Origin of the sequence: Cellulomonas sp. H30R-01, assembly GCF_010119915.1 — a bacterium.
Classification (GTDB): Bacteria; Actinomycetota; Actinomycetes; order Actinomycetales; family Cellulomonadaceae; genus Cellulomonas; species Cellulomonas algicola.
This window is the reverse complement of the sequence record NZ_CP048210.1, coordinates 3153612-3164931: the sequence shown is the minus strand read 5'-3', so window position 1 is coordinate 3164931 and position 11320 is coordinate 3153612. Positions and strand designations below refer to the sequence as shown.

The following is an 11320-nucleotide window of genomic DNA, read 5'->3' as shown; positions in this document are numbered from 1 at the left end:
TCAGCAACGTCCGGCGTCCGGTGCCTCCGCCCCGCGGCCCGGCGCGATCCACGGGCGCTCGGCGGGCCGCTACCGCGCGGTGTCGTCCGCCGGCACGAACAAGGCCGCGTAGGCGGCGCGCAGGCCCGCGGCCATGTCGACGCGCGTGCCCGGGGCGTCGGCCTCCAGCAGCCACTGGACCTGGAGGCCGTCCATGACCGCGACGAGCAGGCGGGCCGCGGTCAGCGGGTCGACGCCCGCGCGCAGTCCGCCGGCGCGGCGGCGCTCCTCGAGCATCTCGGCGGTCGTCCCCACGACGCGCGCGTAGCGGTCCTGGAAGTACGCGTGCGCGGGGTGGCCCGGTGACGTGGCCTCGCCCGACAGCGTCGTGAACAGCTCGACGATCGCGGGGCGTCGCGCGTTGCGCTCGACCAGCAGGACGAGCGCCTCGAAGTAGTCGACACCCGCCTCACGGTCGGCGCGGATCGCGGCCTCGTCGACCTCGTCGCGGCGTTGCAGCACCGCCTCGAGCAGCGCCGCCTTGTTCTTGAAGTGGTGCAGCAGGCCCGGGTGGGTGATGCCGACGCGGGACGCGACCTCGCGCAGCGACGCCGACGTGTAGCCGACCTCGCCGAAGAGCCGCATCGCGGCGTCGAGGATCTCCTCGCGCGTCGCGCGCCCGCGGGCGTAGCCGCTCGGGGTGCCGCTGACCTCGGTCGACATGCGCCCAGGATGGCACGCGGCGGTCGGCCGCCAGCACGACGTCCGTCCTGGTGAGGTCGGCTGCCCGGACGCCTCGCGAGGGCGGGGACGGTCGTGCGGCGTGCGGCAGCGGTCGTGGGCGCCGAGGTCCTGGGACGGGCTCAGGACTCGTCGGGGGACGGCGCGGGACCGGTCGTGCCCGAGCCCCCGGACTCGACCGGCGAGCCGCTCGGGTCTGGGCTCGGCTTGCTCGCGGGTGCGTTGCCCGCGACCTGGTCGAGCGTGTAGCCGATCCCCGCGCCCGCACCCGCGACGAGCAGCAGCGTGATGCCCGCGAAGATCAGCGAGCGTGCCGGTGTCAGCTTCGCCATGCCCGTCGCGACCTGGGGCACGAGCGCCTGCACCGCGGCCGTGGGGGCGTCGCGCGCACCGGGCGTCGCGTCGGACTCCGTGGTCTCGGTGGTCGTGACCTTGACGTACTCCGCGGTGAACGTCCCGCAGCCCACCGCGATGAGCAGCAGCCCGCCCGCGCACAGCGCGCCGATCGCGAGCGCACCGAGCTGGCCGGTCGAGCGCACGTCGACCAGGTGCCAGACGACGCCGCCGACCCCCGCGACCAGCAGCACGCCGACGACCCAGCCGATCGCGTGCCGCACCTCCAGCGAGCGCAGCGAGAACGCGGGCTCGCTCGTCGTGGTCCTCGTCGTCCTCGTCGGCACCCCGTCACCCCGCTCCCGTGCGACCCTGCGCGACCGCCCGTGCACCGCGGCGCGGCCCGTCGCACCTCACCGGTCGCCGCGTCGCCGCGTCGCCGGGACCGCCCCGGCCGCGTCCGCGACCTGGTCCGCACGCTAGACCCGGGCAAACCGGGCGCGCGAGCCCCCGCGCCGCTGGTCCGACGCCGGAGCCGACCCCAGGATGGGTCGCATGCAGATCGAGGCCGTCCTCGGGGACATCACGACGCAGGACGTCGACGCGATCGTCAACGCCGCCAACTCGTCGCTGCTGGGCGGCGGCGGGGTCGACGGTGCGATCCACGCGGCGGCGGGGCCGCGGCTGCTGGAGGCGTGCCGCCGCGTGCGGAAGGCGGAGTACCCCGACGGCCTGCCGGTCGGCGACGCGGTCGTGACGCCCGGGTTCGACCTGCCGGCGCGCTGGGTCGTGCACACCGTCGGCCCGAACTGGAACCGCGGGCAGCGGGACACCGCCGACCTGGCCTCGTGCTTCACGCGGTCGCTCGAGCGGGCCGTCGAGGTGAGGGCGACGAGCATCGCGTTCCCCGCGGTGAGCGCGGGTGCGTACGGGTGGGACGCCGACGAGGTCGCGCGGGTCGGCGTCGCCGCCGCACGTGCGTGGCAGGGCTCGACCGAGCGCCCGGACGAGGACGGCCACACGCACCCGAGCGGGATCGCGCTCGTGCGCTTCGTGCTGTTCTCGGCGCCGCTGCTCGACGCGTTCGAGCGCGCGCTGGGGGCACCGCACCGCTGAGACGGGCTCAGCGGGTGGCGACGGGCTCCTGCCGGGCGACGTCGGGGCCGTCCACCGCGTGCCGGGCGTGCGTCGGCTCGGGGCGACGGGACAGCGCGCTCGGCCACCACATGCGCGGGCCGATGTCGAGGTTGAGCGCGGTGACGAGGATCGACCGCACGACGAGCGTGTCGAGCAGCACGCCGAGCGCGACCGCGAAGCCGATCTCGGCGAACGACACGACGGGCAGGGTGCCCAGCGCGGCGAACGTCCCCGCGAGCACCAGGCCTGCGGACGTGATGACGCCACCCGTCGCCGCGAGCCCGACGAGCGCGCCCCGACGGTGCCCCAGGCGCAGCGCCTCCTCCCGCACGCGCGTCATGAGGAAGATGTTGTAGTCGACGCCGAGCGCCACGAGGAACACGAACGTGAACAGCGGGAACGACGAGTCGGTGCCCCCGAACCCGAACGCGTAGCGGAAGACGAGCGCGCTGATCCCGATGGCCGCGCCGAAGCTCAGCACGACCGTGCCCATGAGGACGAGCGGGGCGACGAGCGACCTCAGGAGCAGCACGAGGACCAGGAAGACGACCAGCAGGATGATCGGGATGAGCAGCCGGTTGTCCGCCGCGGACGCACGCTGCGCGTCGAGGTCGATCGCGGTCGACCCGCCGACGATCGCGTCGGAGTCGGGCACGGCGTGCATCGCGTCGCGCACGCGGTCGACGGTCGCGTCCGCCGCGTCGCTGTCGGGCGCCGACTCCAGCGTCCCCTCGAGGTAGGCGAGGCCGTCGGCGACCACGGGCTCGCCCACCGAGTCCGCGTCGATGCCCTCGACGCCGGCGAACGCGACGCGGACCGCGTCGGCCTGCGAGGCGTCGGCCAGCACGACGACGGGCGCGCCCGCACCGCCGTCGAAGTGGTCCTCGAGGATCTTCTCGCCCTCGATCGACGGCTGGGCCGTGCGGAACGACTCCTCGTTGGACAGCCCCGTCGGGTCGAGCTGCAGCCAGCCGATGCTCGCGACGGCCAGCACGCCCGCGGTCGCGAGCCAGATCCGCCGCGGGTGGCGGGCGACCTGTGCGCCGATCCGCGCCCACACCCCGTGCGTCGTCGGCTCGTCGTCGCCCAGGTGCGGCACCTTCGGCCAGAACACCCAGCGCCCGAACGTCACGAGCAGCGCGGGCAGCAGCGTGAGCATGACGAGCAGGGCGACGCCGATGCCGATCGCGGCGACCGGTCCGAGCCCGGCGGTCGAGTTCATGGTCGCCAGGACCAGGACGAGCATGCCGGCGGCGACCGTCGCGGCCGAGGCGATGATCGCGGGGCTCGCGCGGTGCAGCGCCTCCGCCATCGCCGCGTGCCGGTCGCCGTGCTTGCGCAGCTCCTCGCGGTAGCGGGCCACCAGCAGCAGCGCGTAGTCGGTGCCCGCGCCGAACACCAGGACCGTGAGGATGCCCGCGCTCTGCGCGTTCACCGTGAGGTCGAAGCGGTCCGCCAGCACGTACACGACGGCCTGCGCGACGGTCAGCGCGACGACCGCCGACGCGACCGGGAGGAGCCACAGCACCGGGCTGCGGTACGTGAGCAGGAGCATGACGATGACGACACCGCCCGCCGCGAACAGCAGCGTCGAGTCGATCCCCTCGAACGCCTTCGACTGGTCGGCCGCGAGGCCTGCCGGGCCGGTGACGTAGGGCACGAGGCCGTCCGCGCCCTCGGCGGCGGTCGTGCGGATCGCCTCGACGGTCGGCCCGAGCGAGTCCCAGCCGTCGGGCGCCTCGATCGGCACGATCACCTGCACCGCCTCGCCGTCCTGCGACGGGATCGGGCCCGCGACGTCCCCGGCGAGCCCGTCGAGCTCGCCGAACGCCGCGACGTCGGCGACGACCGTCTCCTGGTCCGACGGGAGCAGACCGCCGTCGCGCTCGTAGACGACGACCGCGGGCACCACGTCGTCGGGCTGGAACGCGGCCGCCGCCGCGAGCACCTCCGTGGACTCCGCGTCCGCGGGGAGCCACGACTCCGCGTCGTTCTCCTGCGCGCTCGTGAGCTTCCCCGCGAGCGGTCCCAGCAGCGCGGTGACGACGAGCCAGAACGCGATGACGACGTACTTCACGTAGCGGTGGGTGATCCACCCGGCGACCTGGGACATGGCGGTTCCTCGGGTCTCGACGACAGGGACGGCCGGAGCGTGGTGCGGCGGTGCGGCGGTGCGCGGTGCGGCGGTGACAGGTGCGGACGGCGCGCTCCGCAGGGGTGCGCGACGTGCGTGGTCCGGGGTGCCCGGCGCCCTCCGCGCCGGGCGTCCCCGTGAGGACGACGCTCTCGCAGAAAGGGACAGACCGGACATCGGGGATACCCCCGAATCGTGGGTCGGGGTGCCCCGACGTGTCGAGGGCGCGCTCTCAGGGTCCGCTCAGGAAGCGGGGCCGAGCAGCCAGTCGCGCACGGCGGCCGTCACCGCCGCGTCGTCCTTCGGGGAGTGGTCGCCGGTCACGAAGACCGTGGTCAGCGGGCCGCGGATCGTCGACAGGTGCCTTGTCAGCTCCTCGGGCGAGCCGAACGGGTCGCGCCGGCCGGACACCGCGAGCACCGGCACGGCGACGTCGGCCAGGTGCTCGACCCGCAGGCGGTCCGGCCGGCCCGGCGGGTGCAGCGGGTAGGAGAGCAGGACGAGGCCCGCGACCGGGAACCCCTGGGCGACGGCCATCGACGACATCCGGCCGCCGAACGACCGCCCGCCCAGGACGAGCCGCTCGGTCCCCACCCCGAGCTCTGCCGCGAAGGCGGTCGCGTGCGCGCGCAGGTGGGCGACCGCGGCCTCGGGGCGGTCCGGGGCACGGCTGCCGCGCTCGCGGTTGGGGAAGTTCAGCCGCAGCACGGGCAGCGGGGCGAGGGCCGCCTCCAGCGCGACGAGCGTCCGGTGGTCCCGGTCGGCGCCCGCGCCGGGCGTCAGCACGACCCCCGCGACGTCCACCGGCCCGCGCCTCGTCGACTCGTCCCCGCCCATGCCACCCACCCTCTCGCGCCGGCGCCCTCGCTGTCCGCGTGCGCGGGTCCGCGGACAGCGACGCCAGCGCCGCTGGACCGGCGCGGGACGACCCCGGCGTTGCGCGCCCGACGCGCCGCGGGCGTGCGGTGGCCCGTGAACCGGGTCTGGGTACCGCTCTGGCGGGCGGTGCGGTACCGAGACCCGGGTCGGCCGCCCGACCGCACCGACCGGGCAGCGAGGGCGACGGATGACGCGCCGCGGGGGGAGGGGTCAGCCGGGCAGGTGGGGCTGGACGGCGGTGAGCGCGCGGGCCACGTCGTCCGTGTCGTTCCAGACGTGGAAGGCCAGGCGGACGCCGCCGCCGCGACCCGCGACCCGGCAGCCCGCGGCGGAGAGGGCCGCGCGGAGCGTGCCGGCGTCGTCGTCGGGGAGCGAGACGATCGCGCTGCCGCCCGGGCCGAGCCCGACGCCGCCCCGGAACGCGTCCGCGAGCGCGACGTCGTACGCGCGCACGTCGTGCGGGTCGACGGTCGCGAAGGCCTCGACCGCGGGTGCGGTGCCGAGCCAGACGAGCCACGCGGGCGACACGTCGAACCGGCGCGCGTCGCCGGCGAGCGTCATCTCGGGGCCGTAGATCGACCGCCAGATCTCCTCGCCCGCGTACCAGCCCGCCGAGAGCGGGCGCAGGCGCTCGCGGGCGGTGTCGGCGACGGTGAGGAACGCGGCACCGCGCGGACCGGCGAGCCACTTGTACGCGGCACCGACGGTCACGTCGAAGCGGCCCGCATCGACGGGGAACCAGCCGACGGCCTGCGTCGCGTCGCACACCGTGAGCGCGCCGACGGCCCGGGCGGCCGCCACGACCGCGTCGGCGTCGGCGACCCGACCGTCGCGCGACTGCACGAGCGAGAACGCGACGACCGCCGTCGACGGCCCGACGCTCGCCGCGAGCTCCTCGAGCGGTACCTGACGCACCGTCACGCCCCGGTCGGCGTGCACGAGGAACGGGAAGACGACCGACGCGAAGTCCCCGTCGACGACCACGACCTCGGCGCCGTCGGGCACGCTCGCCGCGACGAGGCCGACGAGGCTCGACGCCTGCGCGCCGATCGCGACCGACGACGTGTCGACGCCGACGATCCGCGCGTACGCCGCCCGGGACCGGTCGACCGCGTCGTCGTACGCGGCCATGTCGATCCGCCCCGCCTGCCACGCGTCGATCCCGGCGCGCATCGCGTCGGCCGTGGTGCGCGGCGGGAGGCCGCACGTCGCCGCGTCGAGGTACCCCGGCACACGGTCGATCGCAGCGCGCAGGGTGGCGAGCGGGTCGGCCGAGGCGGAGCTCGTCGTGCCGGTGCGCGTGGACGGGGCGTCGGTCGTCATGCGCCCGATCGTCACCCGCGCGGCGCTGCGGCACAACGACCGCCCGCCCACTCGCGACCGGTGCAGGGCGGGGTGGGGCGGCGCACGCGACCGTGAGGCCGCTTGGCACACGACCCGCGCGACGGCCGGGGGTCGTCGTGCGTCGACGGCGACGCCCGCCCTGGCGTGGGCCGTGCAGCGGCCGGGCGGTCAGCGGACGACGGCGGCGACGGCCGAGACCTCGACGAGCGCGGCCGGGACGCCCAGGCCCGCGACGCGAGCGGCGGTGACCAGCGGCGGCGCGCCCTCGCGTGCCAGCGCCGGAGCGGCGGCGCCGTACGCGGCGGCGAGGTCGACGCCGTCGACGAACAGCACCGTGACGCTCACGAGGTCGTCGACGCCCGCGCCGGCGGCGCCCAGAGCCGTGACGAGGTTCGCCATCGTCCTCGTGACCTGGGCGGCGACGTCGTCGCCGCCGACGAGGGCGCCGGACGCGTCGACGGCGTTCTGCCCGCCGACGTAGATCGTCGTCGCGCCGGGCGGGACGACGGCGGCGTGGGAGAACGCGGGGCTCTGCACGAGCCCGTCGGGGCGGAGGAACGTGATGGTGTCCATGCAAGTCACGCTAGGGCGGTAACCGGACGGATCGCGTCCGGGTTGTCCGACGACGTGGAAACCTGCTGGTCAGCGACCGAACAGCCGACGCCAGGCCGAGGACGGCTTCGACGGTAGGAGGCCGGGGACGTCGCCGGACGCAGCGGCAGGGGCGGACGCAGAGGCGGGCGCGACCGGCGGGCGCGGCACGGCGGGTGTTGCGAGGGGCGCGCGGACCTCGGCGAGCAGGTCGTCGACCTGGACCTGGTCGTAGCCCTCGCTGAACCTGCGGACCGCGAAACGGGCGGCGTCGAGCTCCGCGACCGTCACGGCGTCGACCATCGGTGCGGCGTCCTCGCGTGCACGCAGCGTGCGGGCGACCCGGTCGAGCAGGTCGTCGACCTCGAACTGGTCGTAGCCGTCGCGGTACTTGGTCCGGGCGAACCTGACCCGCAGGACGTCGTCGGCGGTCAGCACGCGTCCTTCGTGCCGCCGGGACGCGACGGCGCCCAGGACGGTCACCCGATCGCGATGCCCAGCGCGGCGGCGATGGTGCGGACGACGCCGTTGTCGTTGTTGGACGGCGCGACGAAGCGCGCGTGCGCGCGGACCTCGGGGTGCGCGTTGTCCATCGCGAACGACCAGGCCGCGGCGTCGAGCATGCCGAGGTCGTTGAAGTAGTCGCCGAACGCCATGGTCTGCTCGCGCGTGACGCCGAGCTGCTCCTGCACGGACCGCAGTGCGGCGCCCTTGTCGACCGTGCGGCTCATGACGTCGACCCAGTGCTGCCCGGAGACCACGACGCGCGACTCGCGGCGCAGCTCGGACAGCGCGGGACCGGCGCCGCGCTCGGCGGGGCCGAAGTCGTAGACGGCGACCTTGAGCACGTCGTCGTCGACGGCGCGCAGGTCGTCGACGACCTCCAGGAGCGCGTAGTAGGGCCGGCACTGGGCGAGGAACCGCTCGTCGGTGCGCTCGACGTACGCGGACCGCTTGCCGCACAGCACGGTCCCGACGTCGAGGCCGGCGACGGCCTCGGCCCGGACCACGTCGACGACGTCGTGCGCCGTGGCCGTCGCCAGGGTGTCGGACGCGACCTCGACCCCGCCGCGCACCACGTAGGCCCCGTTCTCCGCGACGTAGACGAGGTCGTCGCGGCCGATCTGGGCCCGCAGCGTGGCGTACTGCCGGCCGCTCGCGGGGCACACCATGACGCCGCGCGCGAGGAGCTCGTCGAGCAGCGGCCAGAACGTCGGGTGCACGCGCTTGTCGTCGTCGAGCAGCGACCCGTCCATGTCGAGCGCGACGAGGCGCACGTCGGGGACCTCGTCGAGGACGGGCGGCTCGAGCACGGGGAAGTCGACGTTCACCCGGCCCATCCTCGCAAACCGCCGCGTGCCGGCCCGCGTCACGCCAGGCACGTGCCCGGACGGACCGCCCGTCCGGGTCGCCTTTCACGCCTGCGGCGAACACGGGCAGTGGGGGGTACCCCCTGTGGTTAGCATCGAACAACGCCGCTCGTCGTCGCCCACCGGCCGCCGCCCCGGGTACCCGGCGAGCACGTCGCTCGTGAGGAGTGCACATGTTCGAGAGATTCACGGACCGAGCCCGCCGCGTCGTCGTCCTCGCCCAGGAAGAGGCGCGGATGCTGAACCACAACTACATCGGCACCGAGCACATCCTCCTGGGTCTGATCCACGAGGGTGAGGGTGTCGCGGCCAAGGCCCTGGAGTCGCTCGGCATCTCCCTCGAGGCCGTCCGCGCCCAGGTGCAGGAGATCATCGGCGAGGGCCAGCAGGCGCCGTCGGGCCACATCCCGTTCACGCCGCGGGCCAAGAAGGTCCTCGAGCTGTCCCTGCGCGAGGCGCTGCAGCTCGGCCACAACTACATCGGCACCGAGCACATCCTGCTCGGTCTCATCCGCGAGGGTGAGGGCGTCGCCGCGCAGGTGCTCAACAAGCTGGGCGCCGACCTCAACCGCGTCCGCCAGCAGGTGATCCAGCTGGTGTCGGGCTACCAGGGCAAGGAGCCGGTCGCTGCCGGCGGCCCCCAGGAGGGTCAGCCCTCGGGCTCGGCCGTGCTCGACCAGTTCGGTCGCAACCTCACGCAGGCGGCGCGTGACGGCAAGCTCGACCCGGTCATCGGGCGCGAGAAGGAGATCGAGCGGGTCATGCAGGTGCTGTCCCGCCGCACCAAGAACAACCCGGTGCTCATCGGCGAGCCCGGCGTCGGCAAGACGGCCGTCGTCGAGGGCCTCGCGCAGGACATCGTCCGCGGCGACGTGCCCGAGACGCTCAAGGACAAGCAGCTCTACACGCTGGACCTGGGCGCCCTGGTCGCCGGCTCGCGCTACCGCGGTGACTTCGAGGAGCGCCTGAAGAAGGTCCTCAAGGAGATCCGCACGCGCGGCGACATCATCCTGTTCATCGACGAGATCCACACCCTCGTGGGTGCGGGTGCCGCCGAGGGCGCGATCGACGCCGCGTCGATCCTCAAGCCCATGCTCGCCCGCGGCGAGCTGCAGACGATCGGTGCGACGACGCTCGACGAGTACCGCAAGTACGTCGAGAAGGACCCGGCCCTGGAGCGCCGCTTCCAGCCGATCCAGGTCTCCGAGCCGAACCTGCAGCACGCGATCGAGATCCTCAAGGGTCTGCGCGACCGCTACGAGGCGCACCACCGCGTGTCCATCACGGACGCCGCGCTCGTCGCCGCCGCGACGCTCGCCGACCGGTACGTCAACGACCGCTACCTGCCGGACAAGGCGATCGACCTGGTCGACGAGGCCGGCGCACGCCTGCGCATCCGCCGCATGACGGCTCCGCCGGAGCTGCGCGAGCTCGACGAGCAGATCGCCGAGACGCGCCGCGACAAGGAGTCGGCGATCGACGAGCAGGACTTCGAGAAGGCCGCCCGCCTGCGCGACGCCGAGAAGCAGCTCGGCCTCAAGCGCCAGGAGAAGGAGAAGGCCTGGAAGTCCGGCGACCTCGACGCGGTCGCGGAGGTCGACGAGGAGCTCATCGCCGAGGTGCTGGCGAACGCCACGGGCATCCCGGTGTTCAAGCTCACCGAGGAGGAGTCGAGCCGCCTGCTCCGCATGGAGGACGAGCTGCACAAGCGGGTCGTCGGCCAGGACGCCGCCATCAAGGCGCTGTCGCAGGCCATCCGCCGCACGCGCGCCGGGCTCAAGGACCCGAAGCGTCCCGGTGGGTCGTTCATCTTCGCCGGCCCCACGGGCGTCGGGAAGACGGAGCTCGCCAAGGCGCTCGCGGAGTTCCTGTTCGGTGACGAGGACGCGCTGATCCAGCTCGACATGTCCGAGTTCTCGGAGAAGCACACCGTGTCGCGGCTCTTCGGCTCGCCCCCCGGCTACGTCGGCTACGACGAGGGCGGTCAGCTCACCGAGAAGGTGCGCCGTCGTCCGTTCTCCGTCGTCCTGTTCGACGAGGTCGAGAAGGCGCACGCGGACATCTTCAACTCGCTGCTGCAGATCCTCGAGGACGGTCGCCTGACCGACTCGCAGGGCCGGGTGGTCGACTTCAAGAACACCGTCATCATCATGACCACCAACCTCGGCACGCGGGACATCGCCAAGGGCCTCCAGACCGGCTTCCAGGCCGGTGGCGACCTGTCGACGTCCTACGAGCGGATGAAGGCCAAGGTCAACGACGAGCTCAAGACGCACTTCCGTCCCGAGTTCCTCAACCGCGTCGACGACGTGGTCGTCTTCCCGCAGCTGTCGCAGCCGGAGATCTTCGCGATCGTCGACCTGATGGTCGCGAAGCTCGACAAGCGTCTGCGCGACAAGGACATGGGCATCGAGCTCACCCCGGCGGCCAAGAAGCTGCTGTCGGAGAAGGGCTACGACCCGGTCCTGGGCGCCCGGCCGCTGCGCCGTGCGATCCAGCGGGACATCGAGGACGCGCTGTCCGAGAAGATCCTGTTCGGCGAGCTCAAGGGCGGCCAGCTGGTCGTCGTGGACGCCGAGGGCGAGGGGCTGCTCGGGGAGTTCATCTTCCGCGGCATCGCCAAGGGTCTGCGCAAGGAGCCCGTCCCGGTCGGCGCGAGCGTCGGCACCCCGGGCTCCGGCACGGACGTCCCGGCGGCCCCGCCGATCTCCGGCGCCGGCGACGGCGGCACGGGCACCCAGCCGCTGGGCGCCTGACGCCGACCGCCTGATGGAAGGAGGCCCGGTCCCCACGAGGGGGCCGGGCCTCCTCG

The 11320-nt window shown here is 74.1% G+C and carries 10 protein-coding genes; 2 read left to right on the top strand and 8 right to left on the bottom strand.

Features of this window, described 5'->3' with window-relative positions; genetic code table 11:
- Positions 1-69: 69 nt before the first annotated feature.
- Both GXP71_RS14145 and GXP71_RS14140 read right to left on the bottom strand, forming a co-directional pair.
- Complete coding sequence (locus GXP71_RS14145; RefSeq protein ID WP_162353170.1) at positions 70-702, bottom strand: TetR/AcrR family transcriptional regulator; 633 nt, start codon at positions 700-702, stop codon at positions 70-72.
- A gap of 140 nt (positions 703-842) precedes the next feature.
- Complete coding sequence (locus tag GXP71_RS14140) at positions 843-1400, bottom strand: hypothetical protein (RefSeq protein ID WP_162353169.1); 558 nt, start codon at positions 1398-1400, stop codon at positions 843-845.
- Positions 1401-1608: 208 nt separating this feature from the next.
- Between GXP71_RS14140 and GXP71_RS14135 the strand changes: the two genes are divergently transcribed.
- Positions 1609-2169 (top strand): O-acetyl-ADP-ribose deacetylase, encoded by a 561-nt coding sequence (locus GXP71_RS14135; RefSeq protein ID WP_162353168.1) that lies wholly within the window; start codon positions 1609-1611, stop codon positions 2167-2169.
- Between the two features lie 7 nt (positions 2170-2176).
- On the opposite strand, the gene GXP71_RS14130 is transcribed toward GXP71_RS14135, so the two are convergent.
- The 6 genes from GXP71_RS14130 to GXP71_RS14105 form a co-directional block, all read right to left on the bottom strand.
- Positions 2177-4303 carry an MMPL family transporter gene (locus GXP71_RS14130; protein ID WP_162353167.1) on the bottom strand — a complete coding sequence of 709 codons (2127 nt, stop codon included), beginning with the start codon at positions 4301-4303 and terminating at the stop codon, positions 2177-2179.
- 264 nt (positions 4304-4567) lie between these two features.
- Entirely contained in the window at positions 4568-5161 is a 594-nt protein-coding gene (locus GXP71_RS14125; RefSeq protein WP_162353166.1) for an alpha/beta family hydrolase, read from the bottom strand.
- Positions 5162-5413: 252 nt separating this feature from the next.
- Positions 5414-6526, bottom strand: a complete 1113-nt coding sequence (locus GXP71_RS14120; protein WP_162353165.1) for an aminotransferase class V-fold PLP-dependent enzyme — start codon at positions 6524-6526, stop codon at positions 5414-5416.
- A gap of 189 nt (positions 6527-6715) precedes the next feature.
- Positions 6716-7120, bottom strand: a complete 405-nt coding sequence (locus GXP71_RS14115; RefSeq protein WP_162353164.1) for a RidA family protein — start codon at positions 7118-7120, stop codon at positions 6716-6718.
- 69 nt (positions 7121-7189) lie between these two features.
- Positions 7190-7576, bottom strand: coding sequence for a DivIVA domain-containing protein (locus tag GXP71_RS14110; protein WP_162353163.1), 387 nt, complete (start codon positions 7574-7576; stop codon positions 7190-7192).
- Between the two features lie 41 nt (positions 7577-7617).
- Positions 7618-8394 (bottom strand): Cof-type HAD-IIB family hydrolase, encoded by a 777-nt coding sequence (locus GXP71_RS14105; RefSeq protein ID WP_238402757.1) that lies wholly within the window; start codon positions 8392-8394, stop codon positions 7618-7620.
- A 287-nt stretch (positions 8395-8681) separates the two neighbouring features.
- On the opposite strand from GXP71_RS14105, the gene GXP71_RS14100 reads away from it, so the two are divergent.
- Positions 8682-11264: an ATP-dependent Clp protease ATP-binding subunit gene (locus GXP71_RS14100; protein WP_124342158.1), complete on the top strand. Its 2583-nt coding sequence runs from the start codon at positions 8682-8684 to the stop codon at positions 11262-11264.
- The last annotated feature ends 56 nt before the right edge of the window (positions 11265-11320 follow it).

Excerpts from the sequence above, each read along its gene's own strand:
- GXP71_RS14145 (WP_162353170.1), bottom strand. The coding sequence starts at position 702 with ATGTCGACCGAGGTCAGCGGCACCCCGAGCGGCTACGCCCGCGGGCGC.
- GXP71_RS14135 (WP_162353168.1), top strand. The coding sequence starts at position 1,609 with ATGCAGATCGAGGCCGTCCTCGGGGACATCACGACGCAGGACGTCGAC.
- GXP71_RS14130 (WP_162353167.1), bottom strand. The coding sequence starts at position 4,303 with ATGTCCCAGGTCGCCGGGTGGATCACCCACCGCTACGTGAAGTACGTC.
- GXP71_RS14125 (WP_162353166.1), bottom strand. The coding sequence starts at position 5,161 with ATGGGCGGGGACGAGTCGACGAGGCGCGGGCCGGTGGACGTCGCGGGG.
- GXP71_RS14120 (WP_162353165.1), bottom strand. The coding sequence starts at position 6,526 with ATGACGACCGACGCCCCGTCCACGCGCACCGGCACGACGAGCTCCGCC.
- GXP71_RS14115 (WP_162353164.1), bottom strand. The coding sequence starts at position 7,120 with ATGGACACCATCACGTTCCTCCGCCCCGACGGGCTCGTGCAGAGCCCC.
- GXP71_RS14105 (WP_238402757.1), bottom strand. The coding sequence starts at position 8,394 with ATGGACGGGTCGCTGCTCGACGACGACAAGCGCGTGCACCCGACGTTC.
- GXP71_RS14100 (WP_124342158.1), top strand. The coding sequence starts at position 8,682 with ATGTTCGAGAGATTCACGGACCGAGCCCGCCGCGTCGTCGTCCTCGCC.